We start from the raw sequence: 25,724 nt of genomic DNA, 5'->3' as shown, positions 1-25,724 counted from the left end.
AAACTCTTCTCAAACCAGAGCAAATTATCAGGAGTGACTCATGGCAACCTTAACCATTCACCTACCAGATGACAAACACCTCAGACTAAAAAAACTCGCTGAGAGTCAAGGCTTGAGCATCAATAAACTCATCGCAGAACTTTTAGCGATCGCTCTTGTCGAATTTGACACCCATACCAGAATTAAACTGTTAGCTGCCAAAGGCGATCGGGAATTAGGTCTAAAACTACTTGATAAATTGGATGCCTTGACCAAATAAAAGGAACTAATGCTTAAGAGACGAATTAAAAAACTATCGCAAGCATCGTAACGAACAGATTTCTGTGATTATGCCCAAATTATAAAGTGGCTTTTTTGTAGTAAGCTAGAGACTATATGAAAGGGAGTAGCTACTGACGACTAATTGTTGATGCTCGATAAACTAGAGCTTAATTAGTTAACAGTCAGTCCACTTGAGTCAACATACTGTCTTAACCGACTGGTTCAAGTGACAAGTTTTATTTAGAGATATCTAAAAGCTTGGCAGCGAGACTTTCACTGAGTTCACACCTGATGTGAGCTTGGTGAGGTCTTTGCATATCTCTTCAAGCTCGCTCAGGACTTTTCAAAACCTGAAGGAGTTTGCCAGAGTGCTGACCGCTTTTACAGCAAGTTTATTATTAATTACGATCTCGGAATTGGGCGATAAGACCTTTTTTATCGCTGTGATTTTGGCAATGCGTCATTCTCACCGCACAGTATTTTCATCGGTGTTGGCGGCTCTTGCTTTAATGACAGTGCTGTCAGTTTTATTGGGACAAGCCGTTGCTTTGTTACCCAAAATCTATACCCACTATGGGGCGATCGCTTTATTCCTGATCTTTGGCATCAAGTTAGTTTACGATGCTTCCAAGATGCCAGCAAAATCAGAGGAAGCAGTAGTCAATGAAGCAAAAGAGGCTATAGATACTCAAGATTCCCCCAATTCCATCTCTAAATTACCCATTGTCGGTAAATTTTTGGGCAGTATTTTATCGCGCTATCCTTGGCTAGGAGTATGGACTCAAGCCTTTGTGATGACCTTTGTAGCAGAATGGGGCGATCGCACTCAAATTAGCACGATCGCTTTAGCGGCAGCCTATAATCCTGTTTTTGTGACCCTCGGCGCGATTTTAGGTCATGGCATTTGCACAGCGATCGCCGTAATCGGAGGTCGGCTGATTGCAGGCAGAATTTCCGAACGAGTGATTACAGCGATCGGGGGAGTCCTGTTTATCATTTTTGGCGTAACTGCCTATTTTCAAGGAGTATAGTCTTGAGACCGTGAGATGGGGGACTTTTATGTTCCTCTCTACTTTGGTCTTGTCAGTTGCAATCACTGTAAGGCTTATGCTTAAAGTAGTTAGATATATAAGTGAGTTCGATAAAATTTGAAAAAGCGTTTAGATGTTTTATTGGTTGACCTAGAGCTTGCCCCATCACGGGAGCAGGCTCAAAAGTTTATCCGTGCTGGTTGGGTGCAGGTTAATCAACAGGTGATTGATAAACCGGGGACTGAGGTTAAAGATGATGCGGCAATTTTGGTGAAGCAACAATCGCCTTTTGTGTCCCGTGGTGGTGAAAAGCTAGCGGGAGCCTTGGCTAAGTTTGGTATGGACTTACGCGATCGCACCTGCTTTGATGGCGGGATCTCAACGGGTGGATTTACGGACTGTATGCTGAAGCAGGGAGCCGCTAAGGTCTATGGCATTGATGTGGGTTATGGTCAGGTAGCTTGGGAAATCCGTAGTGATGAGAGGGTAGTATTGCGCGAGCGTACTAACTTGCGGCATCTCACGGCTGAGGACTTATATGCTCCTGAAGATATCGTTCCTGACTTTGCCGTTTTAGACTTGTCGTTTATTTCCCTGACCAAAATTTTGCCTGCATTGTGGAATTTATTGCGATCGCCCCGCGAAACTTTACTGCTCGTTAAACCCCAGTTTGAAGCAGGTAAAGGACAAGTAGGCAAAAATGGCATTGTGCGCGAACCCAAAATTAGGGCTGAGGCGATCGCTAATGTATTAGCCACTGCCCAAGGTTTAGGATGGCAATTTCAAGGCTTAACCCCTTCACCGATCCAAGGTCGCACTGGTAATTACGAATATTGGCTCTGGCTAAGTGAGCAATCTTCGGAAACAATTATTCCTAGCTTTGAGGAGATTTTATCTATCGCCAATCTTCAGTAGTAAGGTAGTTATTAACAATTTAAATAATGGTAGTGAGGAGCTAATCAGGGAATGCTAAATACAACTGATGCAAATTATTGCTAAACGTTAATGTCTCCACTAAAAAAACTTAGCGATCGCCCACCTATTCATCGCATATCACTCCAAACAGTTCTGATTGTTCCTTTTGTCCTGCAAATCTTTGTTGCTGTTAGTATGGTGGGCTATCTGTCCTTTCGCAATGGTCAAGAGGCTATTAATCAATTAGCAAACCAACTGGTCGGTGAAGTTAATGATCGGGTTCATCAACATTTGGATTCTTACTTAGCTACCCCTCACCAAATTAATCAAATTAACGCGGATGCTGCAAGAAGTCGAATTTTAAACCTCAAAGATCTAGAAGCTACAGGACGTTACCTATGGCAACAAATGCAGGTTTATAAAAGTCTCAGCTACATTTTTTATGCCTTGCCAAGTGGGGAATATAGTGGTGCAGGACGCTGGGTAGATGGTGGGATGACTACCATTGATGAGGTGTCACCACGCACTAATTATCAGGATTATAGTTATGAAACAGATGCGCGGGGCAATCGCCAGAAATTAATCTTTAAAGGGATGTATAAACCCTTGTCAGAGGACTGGTATCTCAGTGCAGTCCGCACAGGTAAACCAGTGTGGAGCAGAATCTACAACTGGGATAATTCACCCGAATTTATTTCCATTAGTGCATCACTGCCTTTGTATGACGATCACCAGAAACTAATTGGTGTTTTCGGTTCAGATTTTCTACTTTCTAATATCAGCAAGTTTTTAAAAAACTTAAAATCTAGTCAGAAGGGGAAAATTTTCATCTTAGAAAGAGATGGCAATATTGTTGCAAGTTCTAGTGAAGAACTACCCTTCGTCTTAGTTGGTCAGACCGCAAAGCGCTTGAGTGCTTCTAAAAGTAGTGATCCACTAATTCGAGGAGCTATTACAGACTTACAAAGAAAGATCGGAAAGCTGCAATCCATTAAATCTGACCAGTACTTTGATGTGCAATTGGGAAGAGAGCGCTACTACGCTTTGGTCAGACCTTGGCAAGATCAATATGGACTTGATTGGTTAGTCATTGTTATTATTCCTGAATCTGATTTTATGGAGCAAATCAATACCAATACTCGTACTAGTCTTTTACTGTGTTTAGTAGCTCTCGCGATCGCAACTATTCTGGGCATCTACACTTCCCGTTGGATTGCCTATCCAATTCTCAAATTACAGCAAGCCAGTGAAGTAATCACCAATGGCGAACTCGATCACAGTGTGGAAGTTAAAGGTATCTATGAGATCGAAAGATTAGCGCGATCATTCAACCAAATGACCGTTCAACTCAAATCATCTTTTAGTGAACTTGAAAATCGGGTTGCTGAACGCACTGAGTCTCTACAACAGGCTAATCTGAGGCTATTGGAGTTAGCAAATTCAGATGGACTTACTCAAATTCCCAATCGTCGCTATTTTGATAATTGTCTGACAAAAGAGTGGCAGCGGCACTTGCGGGAACAGCAATTTCTGGGATTAGTAATGTTAGATATTGATTATTTTAAATCCTATAACGACTACTATGGACATCAAGGTGGTGATGCTGTTCTATCAAGAGTGGCTCAAACAATTAATCAGAAACCTAGACGCACTTCTGATTTGGTTGCTCGATACGGGGGCGAAGAGTTTGTGGTGATTTTGCCCAATACTTCTATAGAAGGGGCTTTTAAGTTTGCAGAACTAATCCGAGAATCCGTTCTATCACTGGAGATTCCCCATGCTAGGTCGGAGGTAAGTAAATATGTCACCTTGAGTTTAGGAGTAGCAGTGATGATACCAAATTCAGAAAATAAACCTGAAGATCTCATTGCCAAAGCTGATGCAGCCCTATATCAATCTAAAAAGCTAGGGCGCAATCAAAGTTATGCCCAAAATCTTTAAGGCTATAGTAATGAAAGAGATAAAAAACCCAAGATACAAGTAGCCGCTACTTGTATCTTGGGTTTTATTGCCTGAATAACCCTAAAGGAATTGTCTTGCTCTGATTTCTTGCTTACCATGCCGAAATGCAAAACTAAAGAGGCGATTACCCGTGATTTTTTCTAACTTCGCGATCGCCTCTTGTTCTCGATATGTCCAATTAAAACCAGAGCTAATCTCATACTCGGACAATGACACTTCCACAATCTTGTTTGGCTTCTGCAAGAAAGAAGCACCCATAGGGTGCTTCTTTACTATGGTTTAGATTTGGCTTCGATCGCTTCCAATCGACTCTTGAGGGATTGATTATCCTTCCGCAATTGATCGAGTTCTTCGCGTAGTTGCTTTAAGCCCGCATCCTTGCCGATCGCCTTTTGGACACGCTGAATTGCTTCATCGGCAACCCGCCGTACCCGACCATCGGGCGTAGAGTCGGATAGCGATCGCAGCACACCTATTGCCCCAGCACTATCGATTTGTCCCAAAGCTCCAACCACTGCCATTTGGGTTAAAAAGAACGTCTCTTGGGAAATGACCTGTAATCGATTGAGGATTTTCTCGGTTTTGGGTTTAGTCTGCGACTTACCAATTGCACCAAGGGCGCGAATGGAGGCTAGGCGTAAGGGCTGCGGTACATCGGGTTCCGTATATTTGAGGATGGTTTCTAGTGCCTCATCGGATTCCTTGATTTTGGCTAAACCTGCGATCGCGCCTGAACGAACTACTTCATTCCAACCTGCGCGTTCTTTGAGAACTGTCTGCAAGAGTTTGACCACCTTAGAAGGTTCCCGTTCGTGACTCAAGGCGGCGGCTAATTCACCTGTCAATCTAGCAGCAGTAGCTTCGACGGTATAGCTAGGATCTCCCTTTTTAATTAAGGGCTTAATCAAATCCAAACTCTTCTGCACTTTGTTCTGTGCTAAGCCACTGAGAACCGCATTTCTCACCTTCGCATTGGGGTCTTCCAATCCCTTAGCCAAGGCTTCAAAGGCTTGATCGAGCTTAATAGAGGCAAGATTATCGGCAATTTCCACACGAACACCCCAGAAGGGTTCATCGAGCAAGGCTTGACCGAGGGCTTTCACCGCCTCTAATCCGCCTTTCTTTGCCAAAGCTTCCGCCGCTTGGATACGGGCAAGGGGATCGGGGTCAGACTGCAAGCCTGCCTTCAGTTCCGCAACACCATATTCAAGGGTGACTTGTTTGAGATAGTGATTGCCTTGATCGAAGCTAATATACTTGGGCTTAGTCTTTAAGGGGAAATAGAAAGCCTGTTCTTTCTCAAATACGCGCACTTTGAAAACCTGCGATTCCGCAGCATCTTCAAATCCAAAACCAATGGGAATCTTTAAGTCAAAGAGTTCATCCTGAGTTTGGGAAACTGTGACTTTCGCCAAGTTATTATCGCCATCCCAGCTATAGCCCACCTTATATTCAGGATGTCCACCACGGAAGACATATTGATCGAAGAGGAAGAGAATATTGCGTCCTGTGGCTTCCTCGATCGCCCTTAATAAATCAATGGTCTCGACGGTTTTGTGGGCATTTGTCCGCACAAAATGATGAATCGCTTTCCAGAACAAATCATCGCCGAGTTCAGTTCGCAGCATATGGTAGACACAACCACCCTTCTCGTAGATATGGCGATCGTATAGCTCGATCGCCTCACGATAGACATGAGTTACCATCGGACGACGATAGCGATCGCGATCTTCCGCCAAATAGCTTCTAGCTTCCCCCAGACGATAATAGGCAGCTTCTTCGGCTCCGTACTCATGATCTGTCCAAAGCACCTCCGCGTAGGTTGCCGCCCCTTCCTTAACCCATGCGTGTGACCAATGCTTAATCACCACCAGATCGCCAAACCATTGGTGCGCCAATTCATGGGCGACAAGGCTTTCGCTAGAGCGATTATCCAGTGCGGCTCTCTGGTCTAAAACACAGCGATCGGTTAATAAAGTTGCGGAAGTATTTTCCATCCCACCAAAAATAAAGTCCGCTACACAAACTTGAGCATATTTCGGAAAGGCGTAATCATAGCCATACTTCTCACTAAAAAATTCAATCATGCGTGGGGTTTTTCCCATCGTTAAGATTGCTTCTTCAGTCGTGCGAGACTTATCTACATAGTAGGTAACGGGTTTACCTTTCCATTCATCTTGCACTTCGACAAAATCACCGATCGCTAAGGTCATCAAATAACTAGGATGGACTTCCTTTTGATACCAGTGATAAATTTTCTCTTTTTTCTGTTCCTTAACTTCAATTAATTCCCCATTGGAAATTACGTTAAATTCCTTGGGTACACGAATGCGAATTTCGGAAGTTGCTAATTGTCCGGGATAATCAAAGCAAGGGAACCAATAGCGGGAGTCTTCATCTTCGCCCTGAGTCCAGACTTGTGTGGGTTTATCAGGTTGATGCTCCGTGGGCTGGACAAAGTAAATACCGCGCTGAGGTTGTACAGCAGCATAGGTGATCGCAATCTCAATGGGCACATTTGCCTTAGTGGGTTCATTGAGATAGATTTTTAGGAATTCGCCATCATAGTCAAACTTGCTCTTGGTTTTGTCGGGATCGGGCTTAGCTTCGATTTGATCGGTGACTGCCACCGAATCAATCCGCAAATTCACCGCATCTAAAGTCAAATCCATGATGCCATCACGCACAGGACGCAGGCGGATTTTGGTAGTTCCTGTAATTGTTTGCTGGGGAATATCCAGAACTAAGTCGAGGGCAATATGCTCCACCTGTCCGGGGCGATCGGGGTTATAATGAGGCTTCGCGCCTGGAAGTTGAAAAGATTTATGTTTCTTCGATTTGTCACTTTCTCCATCCCAAAATCCTAATTCTGAGGCTAATTCTAAATAGCTATCCCAAGATTTGCGGGTCATAAAACTCGATCTCTAATACTTGCCTTGATTTCACCATAGTATAGCAATCTCAAAAAAGTTGGGAGAATAGTAGATTAATGAGAGATGGCTATATTGCCAAAATTTTCTAAAGTAGTATTTATGTGATGGCTTAAGTCATATAAACCAATTTCTTTTTTCATATATTCCAAAATAGTAGAAGCCACAAAATAAGCAAAATTTACAGGTACACAATTAGGGACTGATAAGCTAGCTAATTGGGGATAGGTGCTTAAATGCCTATTTCATACCGACAAAAAAGACGCAAGTACGTCGATCACGTTTTAACTATCTAGCGTCATATTCGTGAGTTTTATTGTAGAGAATTTATTTGAGGTTTACACGCTTTACAATAAAACTTCTATAGCCAAAGGGAACAGCTTTTGCTTCAAATACAATTTTAGAGATTGATCGTGGATCAACTTGTGGGAAATTACTAACTAGAAGCTCAAAAGACAATTCGTTTGATCTTTCAGGATTGAATGGCTTTCCTTCTTCTCTTTGAAGCAGTTTTGGGTAGCTATTACCTCGTGTGTCAGTGATCCATAGATTTACGAATCTTTGCCCAGTTGCAAAAATCACGACTGCCTCTATCTTTTCGAGAGAGGTCTTTTCTATCTTACTTCTAGTTTGTTCGGATAATATTAAACCAACTCCAATGTCTCTTGTAGAAGTATCTAGGTTATAATTTACTTCATAACCACTAAAAAGTGCTAGATTTTCCTGCTTAGCAATATTGTCTTTGAAGATATCTAATTCTTTTATAAGCTCCTTGTTCTTGTCGGATAACTCTTTGTTCTTGTCAGTCAACTCTTTGTTCTTATTCTCAAGCACTTTTTTTTCTTCTTTCAGTTCTTTCTGGCTAAGAAAGTCTCCTACAGGTTTTGCCCACCATGGAGAGGTACCTCCAGCTAAAAGAAGCACAAAAGCTCCTATTAAAGCACTTTTCATACTATCATTGTTTTTTGTAGAGTCCAATAATTCTTTATCATCCATAAGTTTTCTTTTTCATTAATCTAAGAACATTGGAAAATTAAAATCACTACTTATACGAAATAATTGTAGACTAGAGAGCTACTATAGCACCTAAATTATTAGGAAATAGTTTGTTGTTTTAATAGATGTTTGAGGGGATTGAAAAGATAGCGTGCAATTTGATAAAAATCTTAGGAAATTCAATAATTAGTTAAACTGATTTTCCCCAAAGCATCTACCTTAGAAAAATCTCGATTTGAATTATTCAAACCAAATTGATTGCGTTGTCATTAAACTATCCCTGCGGCTCAAATTGTGGAATTCCTAGGGCTACTGGCGCAAATTCTAATTGTACTGTTGACTGCCGAACTTTTGCAGCAAAGGCGAGAGGATCAAGATCAAATTGCTCGAATAGTTCTCGTCCGCGTAGACAGCGTAATTCAGGATTTTCGGCTGCGCCACTAACTACCCAGAGGACAAAATCTTTATTGCTGCGGGCATTTTCAATCTCGATCGCAGAAATGGCAAAGGACTCGCGATCGCTAGTAAAGCTCTTAATCACTACAGCTTCGCTTCGATCATCTTTAGTACATTCGAGATCGTAGCCCACTTGCGATTTATCGACTGATCGCACCATCCAACCATCACGCATATATTGCGCCATCACCGAGATCATCGCCAGCTTTTCGGCAGTGCTAGGATCTTCAATCGAGAAAGGAACTGGTTTCTCAACAACGCGATCCACGACTTTTTCGACGACGCGATCGACTAGCTTCTCCACTTCAACAATTTTTTCGACTTCAACTAGTTTCTCGACCTCGACTAGCTTCTCGACTTCCACAATTTTTTCGACTTCAACGATCTTCTCAACTTCGACTAGTTTTTCGACCTCGACAATCTTTTCGACTACCTTCTCGACTTCAACGATTTGAGCAGGTTCCGATGGATAGGCAATTTCGTCACTGGAGAAAGCTGCGATCGCTTCTTCGCTAGTAATTGATTCCGAAACAGGAATTGCAATTGCCTGCTCATCAGGTTGGACTACCACAATCAAGTCGCTAGTTTCTTCGGCATCGTCAACGGGAATTGCCTTGGAGGTTGCAATGGGGACATCAGGCTCGGCAATAGCTTCCGATGCTGTCTCCTCCGATGGCGCGATCGCATAGCTACTTCTGGGCTTAGCCTTGGGTAGTGAGTCGATCGCTAGAGTTTCTAGAAATTCCTTTGCCTTTCTTGCTTTTTCAGGTTTGCCTTGAGTTTGATACAAAACAATAGCTTTCCGCAAATCATCACCTGCAAGGGTTTCATCGGCGATGGTAGGTTGCGAATAGGTCAAGCCTCGATAGTAATAGGCATCGACATTGCTAGGCTGTAGCTCGATCGCATGGCTAAAGTCCCGTAATGCTTCGGGAAATTCCTTGAGGATGTAATGGGAGCGTCCGCGCCGAAATACTGCCAAATCACGATTGGGATCTAAATCGAGGGTGCTGCTATAGCAAGCGATCGCCTGTTCGTAACTCTTGAGCTTGAAATAGGTATTACCTAAGGAAAAATGGGCATCGACATAGTTGGGATCAATGTCGATCGCTGCCTGAAAATCTGCCAATGCTTGCTGGAACTGATTCAATAAAAAATTAATTTCGCCCCGTTTGTAATAGGCAATCCTTGCTTTATCAGGACGCATGGAGATTGCTTTGCCATAGTCGCCGACTGCCTTAGCATATTCGCGCAAACTCACATGGGCATCGCCTAAACCTAAATATGCCTTAATAAAATTGGGATTTAGCTTCAGGGCTTGGCGAAAAGATTCCAACGCATCCTGTGGAAATCCTTGCTGAATATCCTCTAAGCCCCATCGATAATAGACATCAACTAAACTCACCCCCTTACCAGCCCTGATTGCCTTTTGGGTTTGGCGTTCCCACTCGCGATCGAGCATCCGTACATATTCTTCACGAAATACCCCCGCATCGGTTTGTGGCTCGAGGGGCATTCCCTGAAAGTGGGGCAACTGACGCAGGTAATCCGTTCGTAGAGGTTCATCAAACGTGACACAAGAGTCCCAAGCCACCCATACTCGCAAATTATTTGCCTGCGAGTCGATGTCATAGGCTTCACTGAGTTCACGATAACGAGCCGATCTCAGTTTGAGTTGATATTCCCGGTCCGCAGGCACAACCGTACCTGCGGCAAAATAGCCCTGATTGGCACTACCGATCCGCTTGAAATAAGCGCGATCGCCAACCTTGAGAGTTTGAATGTTGCCGCAGTTCCAAGTAACGATATACTGCTCCCCCTCTGAGATCTCAGCGATCGCTTCACGAATGAAATCGCGAATCTCTGGCTCTGTTTGTTCGTTACACAGGAAAATTCTTGTGACCATAGGGGCTATATATCTTACGTTTGCACTGATTGTATCTAGAAAATAGAGGGAGCGCTTAGCACTCCCTCTATTTTCTCAAATATTTTCTCAAATTTGGGCGTAAACAAGATCGGGACGTAGATCTCTGGCTCCATTTAAGTAAACATGTTTAATTTGATGTTGCTCAAGGGGTGTATTCACATGAATGAGGACACGAATACAGCGCTCTAAGCTGCCCTCGACATGCATTTGCTGCACATCTAAAAGTGGCACATGCTCCCAATGCGATCGCGATCGGGCAATTTTGGCAGGAAAAACCACATCAATATCTGTTGTTGCCGAAAAAGTGGCACTTACTATTTCACGCGGATCGATGTCATTTTGTGCCTCGATCTCCTCCATAAGCTCTAGCACAGCCCTTTCTAAGGCTGCGTATGTATTTGCTTCAACTGTGGTTGCACCACGAACGCCACGTACACGCCAACCCACGTTTTACACCATCCGTACTGTATGTAATTATTCTTGATTGAGTCACAAAATGTTTGTTAAGAGACAAAGTGTCGTAACAGACATTTCTAGATCGTTAATCATATCTGTCATTTATTAGATTACCCCTAAAAAACAATGTTAATTTAATTGCGATCAATTGCCAAATAAACCGAGTGCTTTGTGAGTCCTTCGTTTAGTTTCTCTGCTTGGGGACGCACAGTAAAATAAATAACCAGAATTTCTGTAACGTGGCGAAGCTGCACTACAGAAATTCTGGCATTCATATACTTGATACATCGTGCAAATTTTTACCCCTCTTAGTCCCCCCTTGAAACGCGGGAAAATTTAAATCCTCACCCTTGAAACGCGGGAAAATTTAAATCCTCACCCTTCCAAGGGGGAGCTAGAGGGGGTTCAAGCATATGAATGCCAAAATTCTGATTCTTTATTAAATCGCAAACCCCTGATTTTATTTATGACTGAATCGCAAGTAACCTCAAATCCAGCCAATTCAAAATCCAGTGATATTTTTCATGTATCGCCATTAATTCGGGTTACTTTGTTGCTGCTGTATCTAGTACTCACTGTACCTTTGCCATTCTTGAGCAACTTTACACATTCCGCAATTCCTGCTTCATGGCTCAGTTTAGGCTTAGCGCTCGGATTTGTATTTTTGTATGGGGCATTAAGCGATCGCGTAATTATTGATGATCAAGGCATTAGTTTGGTTTATCCCAGATGGTTTCCCACTTTTGTCCGTAAAGGTTGGTCATTGCCTTGGCAAGATATCCAAGCATTAAAACCCAGAATTACAGGACAGGGCGGGATTGTTTATTATTTTGTGAGTAAAAATTCCGATCAGGCTTATTTGTTACCGATGCGAGTAGTGGGGTTTGCTCGATTAGTGCAACGGGTTCAGGAGCGTACAGGTATTGATACCAGTGATGTACGCCCTTTAGCTCAGCCTTGGATGTATTTAATTTTGTTGGTATTTACGTTGCTAATGCTAGCGATCGATAGCTGGACAATCTACACAGCGCTAACCCTTGTGCATTGATGAAAAAAATCATACGCCTAAGGGGCGATACTCCGCATGGAGTTGAGCGTTGAGGATTATTGCAGCAATGCTTTCCATGCTGTATTGCATCATGGCAGCGATCGCATCATCAAAATGGTTAGCCTGAGAATGGGTTAAGGTAATAATCCCGATTACATTCACGCCATAAATTAAAGGAACTGCTAAAGCAGATCGAGCCTTGTATGGTTGATTAGGTAATTGCACCCAGCGATCATCGGTCATTGCATCGTAGATAAGCCCTATCTGGCGATAGCGCAAAGACCATCCTGCTAAACCACTGTCTAAAACTTTAGAAATTACCGAATCCTTCAGATCGCGAGTGACAGGGCCTCTTGCCAAAATACTTTCGATGATTACTCCATCTTCATCAATCAAAAAGATACTCCCTTCATCTGCCCCAGTATATTTAGTGAGGGTTTCTAAGGTAGTTTTGAGTGTAGTTTTCAGAATGAGGCTACCGCTTACCGACTGAGCATAGGAGATAGAGTTTTTGAGCAAAGTTGTCTGAATCTGTAATGCAATTTGAGCCACAGTTAGCAAAGTATGCTCTTCCAAATTGCTCTGAAAAGAAACTGCTTCTAGGTTATTGAGCAATAACGACTCCTGTGAACTGATCGTCTTGAGGTTCATGTGCAAATCCCATTTTGGGCAGGTTCTGAAAAGTTTAGCGAGTATGGCTGAATAAATTGCCAATTTAATCCTTGTGTGCTATAAATCTTAGCCTAAATCCCCCAACGAATCGCACCTATGAACGCCACAGTAAATAACGTAGCAACTCCCTCTGAAAATGCAATGACTAATACAACTGCCAATGTAGCGGCAAATCTTCAGCAGGAAATAAATTTACTTAAGGTCGAGTTAGAACAAAAGGATCTGTTAGTTCAGCAGCTTTCAGAAGAGCTTTTTCGCTTGGTGAAGGGAAATACTGCCTTTTTACCTAATGTTGAGATACATGAGCAACATTCAGAGGAAATGCGCTTTTTAGAACAAAAACTGGCGATGGTTGAGAATCAACTCATGTTGACTCAAGCGCAAATCCAAGAACGCGATCGCGAAGCGGTCGAGTTGCGTCAAACTATCCAAGAAATGACCGATCGCAATCGGATGCTTGAACAAGTGGTGCAGGAGTTGCCCAATATTTATCGCGCTAAGTTTGCGGAACGCATCGTGCCAATCAAACAAAAGATCGAGGCTCTGCAAAAGGAAAATCGGCAACTACATATCGAGTTGCAAAGTCTCAGTTTCCGTCTTTCTGGTCGTACTACTCGTCGCTCTACCTCTCAGCAACGTCTAGAACTACCTAGAGTCATGCCATCACCAGCACTAGGCTAAATCAAAAAGAAGCGACGCATTGCGTCGCTTCTTTTTTGTTTTGGGTCGCACGATAAACTTTTAAACTTGGTTGTCAGGTTGTTCGTCAGGATTGTTGTTTTGCTTGCGTTGTCTGAGTTTGTGAACCGCAAACAAACCTCCTAAAATCGCAATTCCACCCGATGCCTCAAACTCAAATGGGACAGGGGTTAGTCCAGCAATAAAATTAGAATCAGCGACGGTCTGTCCTCCAGCCGTTTGTGTTATAGGAACTAGTGTAGAGTCAAAGGGGCTACCGTAATAACTTTGAGCAGTAGTTTTCACGGTTTGTGGAGCTGGATTATTCGGATCAACTGGGTCAAAGGAGAAGAAGGCAAAATAGGTAATACCAGAACTTAACTCAGGAGCCGAACTAAAATTAAATTGACGACTGACAAAAGTATTGGTAAAAGTACCAGCAGTACTAAAATCTTGGTCAGCAGCAATTTTCACATCACTATCGCTTGCTGCGATCAAAGTCGCACCCGAACCACTCTGAATATCTCCTATATCAGGTATTGATGAGTAGAGTAATAATCTCACTGACTGGGTTACAAGCGGATCTGACTCATTAGTAGTGTCGTACAAAAACTTAATATAATTGAGCTGAGCGTTTCCACTGTAGCTAGAGAAGTTACCAGGAATTCCTATATCAAATTGTTGTCCAAGAATTGGGGTTCCTTCACCAATTCCCTCTTTGTTTCCTATTTGAAAAGACTGTGCGTTAACAGGACTTGCGGCTAGAGCAAGTGCTAGTCCTGCAACACTCAAGGAACGTGGAAGTATTTTGTCTAAAAGTTTCATAATTGCTGACCCAAAACCTTTGAATAACTAGATTTTTGGATAGATGTAAGCTCAGAAACTTATCAGTATATTGCTTGCGCTGATAAAAAATTCAAGCTTTTACTTTTCATCTAAATATGAGAATACACTATCAGGAGTCTTAAAAGATGTCATAAATACAACAGAAAATTTTCATTAATCATTTCCTGAATAATTAATGATATTAGATTAGAATATTTTATGAACTCTATTGTGAGATGTAATCATCTATAGATATTTATATAGGATCTGCATGAGATCTATATAAGTAGCTGCACATAATTAAAAACCAGAGCCAGAAGCTGAGGCGCACGCTGCGCGTGCGCCTCAGCTTTTGGGGTTTTATATTTAATTGCACCTAGCTACTTAGAAGTAAGCGGCTTTGATGGATATATTACTTAATGACTAGTATTAAGCCTATGCTAATAGGCAAGTATGACAACGCATCAAAAATATTGAGAGTATTATCTTTTTCTGTAGAATTAACTAGAAAGGCTACAGCTTTAGAAGTTTTTTTAATGATCGCGATGATTACACCATAATGATCGTCCTAAGGGACGTGCAGTGAAATAAAGAACCGCTTTTTGTAGCGTGGCTCCGCCGCATCACAAAAAATCTAGTTTTTTATTAAATCGCAGAACCCTAACTAGTTAAAAGCAATTAAAAGTTTTTGAGCATATTTTGAGAACAAAATTTTTGAGGAAAGCAAAGCATGAGTACAAGTAACGAAGCCAAAGCTGACAGCACCAAACCAGAAGATAAATCCTCTCGCCCCACTAAAGCTAAGTCTGAGACTGAAGCAACCACCAAAACTGGTACTGTCGATATTGCGGCTCTAGCCGTCAAAGAAGAGTCTAAGCCCGTAGTAGCTGCATCGATCGAACAAAAAGGATCATTAATCGTGACTGAAACTCTTAAACATTATGGCGATCGCCCCATTGTTGATGGCGGCTTTCGTGCCTTTGAATATTTTAATAGCTCTGGCGAACGTCCCATTGAGGCTAGCAAGTTAGTAGTAAGCAGCACTTATAACTCTATGGGCGCTGTCCGTCCTATTACAAACAGTGGTGTACATGTGACCAGCACATTTATGTCCTCTGGCGAACGTCCTATCGTCGAAGATGGCTTTGTAATTGTTGAAAAGTTTTACATCGCAGGTGAGCGTCCTGTTGGTTCAGCAGGATTGGTAATCAGTGACACATACTCGCAAATGGGTGGTACAAGACCCGTTGCCTCTAATGCGATCGACAATGCAGGATTGATGGGTTATATCGACTAATTGTCGGGCAACTTAAAAAGCAGCACCCATTGGGTGCTGCTTTTTAGGTTTTTGGGCTAGATAAAGGTGTAAATTCTAGGTTGTGCGATTTTGCAATTTTATTGGCAATTTTATTTTTGCGATTTTTAAGATCTGATGGATACAAAGCTGACTGCGTTAAAAGATAAGTTGTTTTCAGGCAAAGAGGCAAACCAATTACCTGCGATCACCGAATTAGCTAGCCTCGGAGAAGAAGGCTTACAAATATTAGATGAATTTATTCAAGCCCGTAAAGCTGCCAATACTGAGGTGACATGGATCGATGGCAAAATTCACCAAGTATTGTTACAAAGCGATTTACCGAGGGCAAGCGAGTTAGCACAAATTTATTATGCAAATGGTGTAGTCACATTGAAGTCCGAAAAGGCGATCGACTACCAACCAATTCAAATTTTGCTAGCAAAACAGGATTTTGAAGAAGCTGACCGTGTGACCAGCAAAAAACTATGTGAAGCGGCGGGTGCTGATGCTTTGGCGAGAGGTTGGCTATATTTCACAGAAGCAAAGTCAATTCCCATTAGTGATCTACAGACGATTAATCAACTTTGGTTAGTTTATTCCGAAGGTAAGTTTGGCTTTTCTGTCCAACGCAAAATCTGGCTCAGTCTGGGCAAGGGTTGGGAAAAGTTTTGGTTAAAGATTGGCTGGAAAAAGGATGGTTCCTTTACCCGCTATCCCAACGAATTTATTTGGAGTCTTGATGCCCCAAGGGGACATTTACCACTTTCTAATCAATTGCGTGGTAACAAAACGATGCAGGCAATTTTTTCTCATCCTGCTTGGTAACTTTTAAAATGCACGCTATAGCGTGCATTTTTTGTGGCTAATTTGCTCTAGTGCAGACAACATGTGAGAAACCTATGAATGAAATTGCGACCGTAGAATCGCTGCTTAATAGTCTGAATGCCTACACAAAGCGTTTTGAAATCCCCCAATCCCGCGAAAATTTATTGGCGATCGCGAGTTCGATTTTGACATTTCAACAAAAACAGGGAAATCTTGCGATCGCTCCCCAAGAAATTGAGACTCTAATTCATAACACCGTTGATCAGTTCAATGGAGAATTATTACCTGATATTCCTGACATTATTGATGCCAATACCGAAACATTGGTTACAGGAGTTCATCAATGGGTGCAGACATTAGAAAGTCAAGTTCTCAATACCCTCAATGCCTATGTCCAGAACTTTCTACCCGATCAGGCTCTCAACCTCTCAGACACTTTGCCAGACACTATTTTATCAATTATCCCTTTAGTTGAGAATGCCCAACTCCGTAAGGTCGAGGCTGAATCTCTAATTCAGCGAGTAACCTCAAAGTTTAATGTGCAAAATGCTTTGTCACAGGTGATTGGCAATGACGCGATCTCGATCGCCCAGCAATTGGCGAAACTAATGCAATTTGGCAGCTTAGAAGAACAAATCAAGAATACGCTCTTAAACAATCAATCACTAATCGATCAGCCCCTCGAAACTATTACGGAATCTCTAGTCAATAAAGAGCTATCCAAAATCCTTGCAAATGATGCCCTTCAGTTTGATATTGACCTTGATTCCCAGCAAATGATGGTCAAGCAATTAACTTTAAAGCTCAATGTCATGCAATCCTCTTCCCCATCTACAAAAAGTGCCGCCGCGATCGCACAACAAATGGACGCAGAAGTTGCGGCTTTAAACAGTGCAAGACAAGTAAACCTCAAAATCGATGATATTTTTAAGCCCAGATAAATGGAAACATAATGAGCCAAGATTCATTTGATATTTCGGGAAACCGCCTAGATCTGACTCATTCCCCCACAACGCATACACCTTAAACTATCCTAGTAAACTGACAGTAATTTTAATATCGCAGATCAAGTTTGTCTTGGTTGGACATATTGAAGCTGATGTAGATTGAGGCATTGCGCGAGGGTATTAGTATGGTGTTTAACTGGTTTCGACGAAAGTTTGATGATGACAAAGATCCTAATAATCAACCTGTAGAGCCAGCCCAAGCTGAAGAGCCATCGCCAGAATCTACGCCAGAATCTAGCCCGATCGCATCACCTGCCTCTCAAGATTTATTAAATTGGGCTAAGGCTGCCTATGCCAATGTCCAGCAGCAGGCAGAAGTTGTCGAGGAAACGGCATCAGAGGTTACTGAGCCAGCAATTACCGCGTCTGAAGCAGAGGTTGCTGAGCCAGAAGTTGTCGAATCTGCACCAGAAAGTATTGAGCCTGTCCTAGTTCAACCTGAGATCGCTGAGCCAGAAATCGCTCCAGAAAGTCCTCAGACTGAGGTTACTGAACCCGCAGTAGAGATTGACGCGCCAGAAGTCATTGCCGAAATTCCTCAACCTGCACCGATCGCCGCGTCACCCCTAGAAATATCATCAGAGCCAATCCCTGAATCTCCCGCATTGGTTCAACCTGCGATCGCTGAAGCCGCCCCCGCAGAAATTACACCAGAACCAGAAACTGCATCTGTGCCTTTTTGGATGCAGTCCGAAAGCGATCGCCAAGCCCGTATTGCTGCCCTCGAAGCCACGGCGATCATTGAGCCAGAGCCAGAAGTCAAACCCGAAGTCAAGGTCAGACGCAAGCCCACCATCGAATTTGACGATAATTTCATCTGGTCAGCCGAAGTCCTCGCCTCTCAAGGTCGCCGCCCCGAAGAAATCTCCGTTGAAGAAATCACATGGCTAAACCGTCTACGCCAAGGCTTAGATAAAACCCGTCTATCACTAGTCAATCAACTAAAGGCGATCGTGGGACAAGGTCCCCTCAGTGCCGATTCCGTTGATGATATCGAAGCTTTGCTCTTGCAGGCGGATGTGGGTGTAAAGGCAACCGATCAGATTATTTCTAAATTGCAAGACAAACTGCGTAAGGAAGTTTTGCCCCCTGAAGAAGCGATCGCCTATCTCAAGCAAATTTTGCGCGAGATGCTCGATGTCACGGCTCAGACTGGTGCATCCAACAAAGGTGAACCCATCCCGATGCTGATCCCTGAAAAAAATCAACTCAATATTTGGTTGATTACAGGCGTAAATGGTGCAGGTAAAACTACAACTATCGGCAAACTCTCCCACCTCAGTGTCAAATCTGGCTATAAAACCCTGATCGCCGCCGCCGATACATTCCGTGCTGCTGCCGTGGAGCAAGTCAAGAGTTGGGGACAAAGATCTAACGTCGATGTGATTTCTAACCCTGCCCAAAATGCCGATCCTGCCGCCGTTGTCTTCGATGCAATTAGTGCTGCCCAAGCCAGAGGCACGGAATTATTACTCGTCGATACCGCAGGACGTTTGCAAAACAAGAAAAACTTGATGGAAGAACTCAGCAAAATTCGCCGCATTGTTGATAAAAAATCCGCCGAGGCAAAAATCGAATCTTTGCTAGTCCTAGACTCCACCCTCGGACAAAATGGTCTCAAGCAAGCTGAAGTATTTGCCCAATCCGCAGGGATTACAGGGGTAATTCTCACGAAACTTGATGGCACGGCAAAGGGTGGGGTGGCGATCGCTGTAGTCCAACAGCTCGGCTTACCCATTAGATTTATCGGTGCAGGGGAAGGTATCGAAGATTTGCGCCCATTTTCAAGTTACGAATTTGTGGAAGCCCTATTGAGTAATTAAGGGCATCGCCTCTCTGAAAATTTTGCTGCTTTATACCTTTAGGTAAGGATGGGCGGCGCTTTGCGCCGCCCATCCTTACCACAATAAATCCTTTCCTTGCTATGCAAGGTTTGTATCTCTAATCTTTGAGAGAGGATTTGCATGGCAAATCCTCTCTCAAAGCCTATTTCAAATTATTCTGAACTTAAGTTAAAAATTTAATCGTATTTTTTGCTCAACTAAGGCTAAACTGTTTGACTAAATTAGCTTTCATAACTAGCTTCCCTATAAACCACCTAGCGTTGCAGCATTGGTATGTCTCTATCATTGCCACCTAGAAATAGATCGCTCCCACCACAGCCCGATATAGACAATGCGTCTGTGATGGTGATGAAAGATCTCAAAGATCTGCTCAGGCGCATGAGTCAAGATCAAAACAAAATCCATGAGCTGCTTAGCTTCTTGGGTTACGCTCTTCGCAGCTTTAGTAATCTCAATCAATTTCTTGAATTAATTCCTCTCATAGCCAGTCGTGTGACTGACTCCGATGGTGGTGCGCTAATTTTATTTAAGGCAAGTGGGCAAATGCGCCTTGAGTCTCTACATTGTCCTGAACGCAATCAGGGGGGCATGAAAGCCAAACAGGTACGCACTGCGATCGAGCGGGCAATTCAGCAGGTTTTAACAGGTAGTCCCACTGCCCTTGATGAAATGGTCAGTCGCTATTTGGGGGCAGATGTACATTTGTTTGGGACATCTGTACTAGTCAAAAATTCTGTACGTGGGCGGCTCTATATCTTTAGCCGTAAGCCTGATTATGTCTGGACAGATAATAAGCGCACCTTGATGCGTCTGGTCGCCGATCAAACTTCAGTGGGACTAGAAAATCATGAACTCACTACCGAATTAATTAAAAAAGAGCGCCAAGATCGGGAGATGGAGATCGGCGCAGAAATCCAAAGACAACTCTTACCGCGCAGTTGCCCAAAGATTCAAGGCATTGAGATCGCGGCACGATGTTCTACTGCTAGCCGCGTTGGTGGTGACTATTATGACTTTATCCCGATGCAAAAGGGCGATCGCTGGAGTTTCGTAGTCGGCGATGTCATGGGTAAAGGTGTCCCCGCAGGACTAATCATGACAATGACACGGGGCATGTTACGCGCCGAAGTATTAAACAATCATTCCCCTAGCAAAATTTTGGAACATCTCAACGAAGTGATGTATGAGGATCTCGAAAAATCCCATCGCTTTGTCACTATGTTTTACTCAGAGTATGATCCTGCAACGCAAATTCTGTCCTTTAGTAATGCCGCCCATACCCCTGCATTACATTGGCGCTCTAAGAGTCGGAGTGTCCATGCCCTTGATACGATGGGCGCTTTAATCGGCTTAGAAGCTGGTTCTAAATATGAAGAACGCAGTACCCATCTAGATGCGGGGGATGTCGTTATTTATTACACCGATGGCTTTACAGAAGCAGCAAGTCCTGAAGGCGATCGCTTTGATGAAGAGAACCTCCGCAAAGCGCTAGACTGGGCTTGTCAAAATTGCTTCCCCCTTTCTGAAGATGTCACACGTCCTCAGATGATTCTTGACTACATCTTCCAAGAAGTGCAAAACTTTATCGGAGAGGGGCATACTCATACTGATGATATGACCCTCGTAGTCTTGCAAATCAAAGAAAAGGCTCCAGCAAATTAATTCAATCCTCTACCTCTACGCCAAACCTATAACATTATGCTTGACCTAGCTCATCACTTAGTAACTACCACTGATCTGTCAGTAATTACGCCTTCTACAAATATCGCGGATCTACACTCTTACATAAACACGGATTTGATTGCCCAACAGTTTAAGCAAGATGTCATGGGTGACATTGGTAAGGGTTGGGATAGTTTTGTAAAGTCTGGTCAGATTTGGGCGCTTTTGATTGGTGTAGTAGTTGGTTACTTGTTTAGAAGTATCACTAACTCATAAAAACAAAGAAGCCATCCTGAAGGATGGCTTCTTTGTTTTTGGTTTTTAATGGCGGGGGACGGATTTGAACCATCGACCTTCGGGTTATGAGCCCGACGAGCTACCAGGCTGCTCTACCCCGCGTCGTTTCGCTTATCTAATATAACATGCTTTGCTTTAATTGCAACCACTTTTCAAAAAATCTTGAAAATTTGTTGGTTGACCCCTCCGCAACGCCGTCTTACCTCAGTTGTTTGACCCGGTAAAACCAGGTGGAGCCGAAGCACTGCGCCTAACTTAAAGTTCCCAGATGCAGGTCTGGTTTACTGCGGCGAAGATTACGAAGACTCCTTAAAAACGATTATCGATCAAGACACATTATCGGTAGTCACGCACGCCACAGAGGAGCTTAACAATTTATAGCATATATACAATAGGTGTAACAAAAACTAAGAGAGAGTTGCGCCGCAACTCTCTCTTAGTTTATTTGAAGCTGTCGGCAAGCCAATAGACTAAAGGTGCGATCGCCAGTGCTGGTAAAAAAGAAGCAACGCGGACTTTTGCTAGTTCTAATAAATTTAAACCGAGTCCCAACAGCATTAATCCACCAACGCCAGTAATAATGAGTACTGGTTGAGCATTAGCTGGGTCTGGTAAGCTTTGGGCTAAGTTGCCTGCAAGCACTGACATAATGCCTTGGTAAAGCCCAACAGGCAAGGCTGAGAAACCCACACCAATGCCATAAGTGCTGGCAAATACGATCGAAATAAAACCGTCAAGGGCTGATTTCAACGCTAGTAGGTTATTATCGCCAGTCAATCCATTGTTGAGGCTACCAATAATTGCCATTGGTCCAATACAAAACAACAGGCTTGCTGCCACAAAACCTTCTGTAAACTTACCTTTTCCCTTAAATTTAGCTTTTAGCCAGTCGCCAACGGATTCTAGATGTTTCTCAAGCTGACTGAGTTCGCCAATCACGCCACCAATAATTAAGGCAATCAAAGATAGGATCACTCCATCTAAAGCTCCAGCTTTAACCTTGAGTAAGCTATTTGCCATGTTAATGCTGACAAACATGGTGATTAGCCCGATCGCCTGTTTGAGAATTGGCAAAACTTGCGAAAGAAATCGTCCTCGCAGGATTAATCCTAAAAATGTACCAATGGCGATCGCAAAGATATTAATCCAAGTACCACTGGTTTTTGTCCAAAAATCTAGCATTTAGTTACGATTGCTTCGCAGGTTTATTAAAAATAATAAACCCAAACTAAAAACGAAACTAATCAGAAACGTTGTAAGAAGCCAGCAAAGAGCTAACTATGCTTAAGTAAATGTACTTGCGATCCCCATAAAACGCTTTTAGATCCTTATACTCCTGTAAACCTTTGCAACTTTTTAACCAGTCTCTTGGTTTTACTAAATATAGTAAAGAGAATTAATTTATTTGATCGCGTTGCGATCGCCCAAATTTTTGATATCAGACAGGGCTTTGCCCTCTAAACCAATCAGGGCATTGCCTTTTTAACAAACTAGGGATTTAGCCCAATAGGAGAGCAAAACATGGCTCTAGAGCCTTGCACAGAAGTTCCTGCTATCAATACTCAGAAGATAAACACCGATCTTGCCGTGCTCAAAGAGCGGGGACAAAGGGAGGTGTTTTGTGGCTTGACGGGAATCGTCTGGTTACACCGCAAAATGCAGGATGCTTTTTTCTTAGTCGTAGGTTCACGAACCTGCGCTCACTTGATCCAGTCTGCGGCTGGAGTGATGATTTTTGCTGAGCCAAGATTCGGCACTGCGATTCTCGGCGAACGTGATCTAGCTGGTCTTGCAGATGCCAATGAAGAACTTGATCGTGTTGTTGATCAGTTACTAGAGCGTCGTCCTGATATTGGCACTCTCTTTTTAGTGGGATCATGTCCCTCTGAAGTGATTAAGCTCGATCTTGCTAAGGCTTCTGAACGTCTCAATCAGCGATTCTTTCCCAAAGTTAGAATTCTTAATTATTCAGGCAGTGGCATTGAAACTACCTTTACTCAAGGCGAAGATGCTTGTTTAGGATCAATGGTTCCTGTCCTACCCCATAGCCAAGATGAACCTAGTCTAATGGTGGTAGGTAGTCTTGCCGATGTGGTAGAAGATCAGTTCCAAAGACTATTCGATAAATTAGGTATTCCTGTTAGTTTCTTTCCACCGCGTCGTGCCGCCAAATTACCACCGATCGGCAAAGGCACAAAACTCCTGTTAGCTCAACCTTTTCTGAGTGACACAGTGCGATCGCTGATTTCACGGGGTGCGACATTATTACCATCGCCCTATCCCTTTGGTATCGAAGGTACAACCGCATGGTTAAAAACAGCCGCAGATGCTTGGAATGTGGATAAGGAGAAATTTGAAGAGGCGATCGCTCCTCAAGTGAATCGCGCCACCATTGCCCTAGAGCGATATCGCCAAGTCTTGACAGGTCGCAAAGCCTTTCTATTCCCCGACTCGCAATTGGAAATTCCATTGGCACGTTTTCTCTCTAGAGAATGCGGCATGGAGCTAGTCGAAGTAGGTACACCCTATATTGATCGCCTGTTAATGGATAGTGAAATTAATCTATTACCAGTCGGTACTGCCCTTTCAGAGGGTCAGGATGTAGAAAAGCAACTGGATCGTTGCCGTGAAGCCCGTCCTGATATTACCGTCTGTGGTCTAGGACTCGCAAACCCTCTCGAAGCAGAAGGTATGGCTACAAAATGGTCAATTGAATTAGTGTTTTCGCCAATTCACGGTTACGACCAAGCCGCTGATTTAGCAGAGCTATTTGCTCGTCCACTTGAGAGAAGAAGAAGATTAACGGTTTAGCTGTTAGCGATTAGCTATCTGTGACTAGTAAAAGCTAAAAGCTAATTGCTAAAAGCCAATTACCAATTACCAATTACCAATTACCAATCTATGGAACTAACCCTCTGGACTTACGAAGGTCCTCCCCATGTGGGAGCGATGCGAATTGCAACTGGTATGGAAGGAGTACATTATGTACTTCATGCGCCGCAGGGCGATACTTACGCTGATTTATTATTTACGATGATCGAAAGACGCGATCGCCGTCCTCCTGTTACCTATACAACTTTCCAAGCTCGCGATCTTGGTGGTGACACTGCGGAGATGGTGAAGACTTCGGTACGCGATGCTTATGAGAGATTTAAGCCTCAGGTCATGCTAGTTGGCGAAAGCTGCACTGCCGAGTTGATTCAAGATCAACCAGGTTCTCTGGCTAAGGGCATGAACTTACCAATTCCGATTGTGAGTTTAGAGTTACCTGCCTATTCTAAAAAGGAAAACTGGGGTGCGAGTGAGACTCTCTATCATTTAGTTCGCACGTTACTGCTGCCCGTTGTGCCGCCGCCTAATACTCCTCGTCCTAAGCGCGATCCCCAACTTCGTCCGAAAGCAAATATTATTGGTCCCACGGCTCTTGGCTTTAGGTGTCGTGATGATATTCGGGAAGTAATTAAGTTATTGGCAGAAATAGGTGTCGATGTAAATGTAGTTGCTCCAATGGGTGCAACTCCCGATGACTTGTTAAGGATTCCTGATGCAGATTTTAATATTTGCCTCTATCCTGAAATTGCCCTCACTACCTGCACTTGGTTACATCGTAGTTTCGCGCAACCGACGATTAAGACTGTGCCGATTGGGGTCGGTGCAACCCGTGATTTTATCGCCGAAATTGGCAAGGTTGCCGAGATTGATGTGAGTGAAGCGCTGAAGCGATCGCAGTCTGATACTCTCGGTAACTGGGACGTATCTCGCCTATCGACCGCCGCAAATCCTAATGCTTCACGTCTGCCTTGGTATTCGAGATCGGTGGATTCTACTTATTTAACTGGTAAGCGCGTGTTTATCTTCGGCGATGCTACCCATGCCCTCGCTGCCGCCAGAATTGCTACTGAAGAATTAGGCTTTACCCTCGTAGGTATTGGAACCTATAGCCGTGAATTTGCGCGGGAAGTGCGCGAAGTTGCCAAGAAGCACGGGCTTGAAGCCGTGATTAGTGATGACTATTTAGCCGTAGAAGCTAAAGTTGCTGAAGCCGCTCCAGAACTAGTGCTTGGCACTCAGATGGAGCGACATATTGCCAAACGCTTGGGTATCCCTTGCGCGGTAATTTCTGCGCCAATTCATGTTCAAGATGTGCCTGCTCGTTACTCACCGCAAATGGGTTGGGAAGGCGCGAATGTGATTTTTGATAGCTGGGTACATCCTTTGATGATGGGTCTAGAAGAACATTTGATTGGCATGTTCAAGGAAGACTTCGAGTTTGCGGAGGGCCATATGAGTCATCTGCATACTGCACCAGCACAAGAGTTACGATCGCCCGAATCAGCGATCGCTTCGACAGTTCATGCTGTTTCTAATCAAGCTGTTCTTACACCCTTAGCTCAAGAGGTTGAAGGCATTACTTGGAGTGCGGATGGTGAAGCTGAGTTAAAGAAGATTCCCTTCTTTGTCCGAGGCAAAATCAAACGCAATACGGAGAAATTTGCTAGCGATCGCGGGATCACTTCGATCACCGTAGAAACTCTCTACGAAGCAAAAGCAGCGATCGGCAAGTAATTGCCCTCATCCCCCAGCCCCTTCTCCCATTGGGAGAGGGGGAGTAAAAAAATTATTTAAGATTAGGAG

23 protein-coding genes, 1 tRNA gene and 1 other RNA gene are annotated in these 25,724 nt (G+C 43.5%); 14 read left to right on the top strand and 11 right to left on the bottom strand.

Annotated features, from left to right (window positions below; translation table 11 throughout):
* The first annotated feature begins 40 nt into the window (after positions 1-40).
* From NMG48_RS04095 to NMG48_RS04080, 4 genes are all read left to right on the top strand, one after another.
* On the top strand, positions 41-259 hold the full coding sequence (locus tag NMG48_RS04095) for a toxin-antitoxin system HicB family antitoxin (protein WP_271254099.1): 219 nt from the start codon (positions 41-43) through the stop codon (positions 257-259).
* Between the two features lie 370 nt (positions 260-629).
* Positions 630-1,292, top strand: a complete 663-nt coding sequence (locus NMG48_RS04090) for a TMEM165/GDT1 family protein (protein ID WP_271254098.1) — start codon at positions 630-632, stop codon at positions 1,290-1,292.
* A 117-nt stretch (positions 1,293-1,409) separates the two neighbouring features.
* Positions 1,410-2,207: a TlyA family RNA methyltransferase gene (locus NMG48_RS04085; RefSeq protein WP_271254097.1), complete on the top strand. Its 798-nt coding sequence runs from the start codon at positions 1,410-1,412 to the stop codon at positions 2,205-2,207.
* Positions 2,208-2,297: 90 nt separating this feature from the next.
* Positions 2,298-4,148 (top strand): diguanylate cyclase domain-containing protein, encoded by a 1,851-nt coding sequence (locus tag NMG48_RS04080; RefSeq protein WP_271254096.1) that lies wholly within the window; start codon positions 2,298-2,300, stop codon positions 4,146-4,148.
* Positions 4,149-4,229: 81 nt separating this feature from the next.
* Here NMG48_RS04080 and NMG48_RS04075 read toward each other — a convergent pair whose 3' ends face one another.
* The 6 genes from NMG48_RS04075 to NMG48_RS04050 all read right to left on the bottom strand — a co-directional run bounded on the left by NMG48_RS04075 (position 4,230) and on the right by NMG48_RS04050 (position 11,209).
* Positions 4,230-4,427 (bottom strand): hypothetical protein, encoded by a 198-nt coding sequence (locus NMG48_RS04075; protein ID WP_271254095.1) that lies wholly within the window; start codon positions 4,425-4,427, stop codon positions 4,230-4,232.
* A 14-nt stretch (positions 4,428-4,441) separates the two neighbouring features.
* A complete protein-coding gene (locus NMG48_RS04070; RefSeq protein ID WP_271254094.1) occupies positions 4,442-7,081 on the bottom strand; it encodes a M1 family metallopeptidase in 2,640 nt (879 codons plus the stop codon).
* A gap of 345 nt (positions 7,082-7,426) precedes the next feature.
* Entirely contained in the window at positions 7,427-8,095 is a 669-nt protein-coding gene (locus NMG48_RS04065) for a hypothetical protein (protein ID WP_271254093.1), read from the bottom strand.
* Positions 8,096-8,369: 274 nt separating this feature from the next.
* Positions 8,370-10,457: a tetratricopeptide repeat protein gene (locus NMG48_RS04060; RefSeq protein WP_271254092.1), complete on the bottom strand. Its 2,088-nt coding sequence runs from the start codon at positions 10,455-10,457 to the stop codon at positions 8,370-8,372.
* Between the two features lie 87 nt (positions 10,458-10,544).
* Complete coding sequence (gene aroH / locus NMG48_RS04055) at positions 10,545-10,925, bottom strand: chorismate mutase (RefSeq protein WP_126388297.1); 381 nt, start codon at positions 10,923-10,925, stop codon at positions 10,545-10,547.
* A 143-nt stretch (positions 10,926-11,068) separates the two neighbouring features.
* A complete protein-coding gene (locus tag NMG48_RS04050; protein ID WP_271254091.1) occupies positions 11,069-11,209 on the bottom strand; it encodes a hypothetical protein in 141 nt (46 codons plus the stop codon).
* Between the two features lie 191 nt (positions 11,210-11,400).
* Between NMG48_RS04050 and NMG48_RS04045 the strand changes: the two genes are divergently transcribed.
* Positions 11,401-11,982 (top strand): hypothetical protein, encoded by a 582-nt coding sequence (locus tag NMG48_RS04045; RefSeq protein ID WP_271254090.1) that lies wholly within the window; start codon positions 11,401-11,403, stop codon positions 11,980-11,982.
* A 9-nt stretch (positions 11,983-11,991) separates the two neighbouring features.
* On the opposite strand, the gene NMG48_RS04040 is transcribed toward NMG48_RS04045, so the two are convergent.
* Positions 11,992-12,633 carry a GAF domain-containing protein gene (locus tag NMG48_RS04040; protein WP_271254089.1) on the bottom strand — a complete coding sequence of 214 codons (642 nt, stop codon included), beginning with the start codon at positions 12,631-12,633 and terminating at the stop codon, positions 11,992-11,994.
* Positions 12,634-12,750: 117 nt separating this feature from the next.
* Here NMG48_RS04040 and NMG48_RS04035 point away from each other — a divergent pair, with 117 nt between their 5' ends.
* Complete coding sequence (locus NMG48_RS04035; protein ID WP_271254088.1) at positions 12,751-13,335, top strand: Npun_F5560 family protein; 585 nt, start codon at positions 12,751-12,753, stop codon at positions 13,333-13,335.
* A 60-nt stretch (positions 13,336-13,395) separates the two neighbouring features.
* Here NMG48_RS04035 and NMG48_RS04030 read toward each other — a convergent pair whose 3' ends face one another.
* Positions 13,396-14,157, bottom strand: a complete 762-nt coding sequence (locus NMG48_RS04030; RefSeq protein WP_271254087.1) for a PFE-CTERM domain-containing protein — start codon at positions 14,155-14,157, stop codon at positions 13,396-13,398.
* A 730-nt stretch (positions 14,158-14,887) separates the two neighbouring features.
* Between NMG48_RS04030 and NMG48_RS04025 the strand changes: the two genes are divergently transcribed.
* The 6 genes from NMG48_RS04025 (at position 14,888) to NMG48_RS04000 (ending at position 21,068) form a co-directional block, all read left to right on the top strand.
* A complete protein-coding gene (locus tag NMG48_RS04025; protein ID WP_271254086.1) occupies positions 14,888-15,454 on the top strand; it encodes a hypothetical protein in 567 nt (188 codons plus the stop codon).
* A gap of 135 nt (positions 15,455-15,589) precedes the next feature.
* A complete protein-coding gene (locus NMG48_RS04020) occupies positions 15,590-16,279 on the top strand; it encodes a GUN4 domain-containing protein (protein WP_271254085.1) in 690 nt (229 codons plus the stop codon).
* Between the two features lie 74 nt (positions 16,280-16,353).
* On the top strand, positions 16,354-17,220 hold the full coding sequence (locus NMG48_RS04015) for a hypothetical protein (protein WP_271254084.1): 867 nt from the start codon (positions 16,354-16,356) through the stop codon (positions 17,218-17,220).
* 191 nt (positions 17,221-17,411) lie between these two features.
* Complete coding sequence (gene ftsY / locus NMG48_RS04010) at positions 17,412-19,109, top strand: signal recognition particle-docking protein FtsY (RefSeq protein WP_271254083.1); 1,698 nt, start codon at positions 17,412-17,414, stop codon at positions 19,107-19,109.
* A 294-nt stretch (positions 19,110-19,403) separates the two neighbouring features.
* Positions 19,404-20,792, top strand: coding sequence for a PP2C family protein-serine/threonine phosphatase (locus tag NMG48_RS04005; protein ID WP_126388279.1), 1,389 nt, complete (start codon positions 19,404-19,406; stop codon positions 20,790-20,792).
* 36 nt (positions 20,793-20,828) lie between these two features.
* Complete coding sequence (locus NMG48_RS04000) at positions 20,829-21,068, top strand: hypothetical protein (RefSeq protein WP_271254082.1); 240 nt, start codon at positions 20,829-20,831, stop codon at positions 21,066-21,068.
* A gap of 49 nt (positions 21,069-21,117) precedes the next feature.
* On the opposite strand, the gene NMG48_RS03995 is transcribed toward NMG48_RS04000, so the two are convergent.
* The 3 genes from NMG48_RS03995 to NMG48_RS03985 all read right to left on the bottom strand — a co-directional run bounded on the left by NMG48_RS03995 (position 21,118) and on the right by NMG48_RS03985 (position 22,271).
* Positions 21,118-21,191, bottom strand: a tRNA-Met gene (locus tag NMG48_RS03995).
* 77 nt (positions 21,192-21,268) lie between these two features.
* Positions 21,269-21,456, bottom strand: a non-coding RNA gene (ssrS, locus tag NMG48_RS03990) — 6S RNA.
* A 74-nt stretch (positions 21,457-21,530) separates the two neighbouring features.
* Positions 21,531-22,271, bottom strand: coding sequence for a DUF554 domain-containing protein (locus NMG48_RS03985; RefSeq protein ID WP_271254081.1), 741 nt, complete (start codon positions 22,269-22,271; stop codon positions 21,531-21,533).
* 339 nt (positions 22,272-22,610) lie between these two features.
* Here NMG48_RS03985 and NMG48_RS03980 point away from each other — a divergent pair, with 339 nt between their 5' ends.
* Positions 22,611-23,900 (top strand): ferredoxin:protochlorophyllide reductase (ATP-dependent) subunit N, encoded by a 1,290-nt coding sequence (locus tag NMG48_RS03980; RefSeq protein ID WP_271254080.1) that lies wholly within the window; start codon positions 22,611-22,613, stop codon positions 23,898-23,900.
* A 90-nt stretch (positions 23,901-23,990) separates the two neighbouring features.
* Positions 23,991-25,655 (top strand): ferredoxin:protochlorophyllide reductase (ATP-dependent) subunit B, encoded by a 1,665-nt coding sequence (bchB, locus tag NMG48_RS03975; protein ID WP_345961223.1) that lies wholly within the window; start codon positions 23,991-23,993, stop codon positions 25,653-25,655.
* Positions 25,656-25,724 lie beyond the last annotated feature (69 nt).

This window comes from Pseudanabaena sp. Chao 1811, from assembly GCF_027942295.1.
In the GTDB taxonomy this organism is placed as follows: domain Bacteria; phylum Cyanobacteriota; class Cyanobacteriia; order Pseudanabaenales; family Pseudanabaenaceae; genus Pseudanabaena.
Note: the sequence above shows the minus strand (reverse complement) of the source record. Positions and strands in the feature narration are given on the sequence as shown.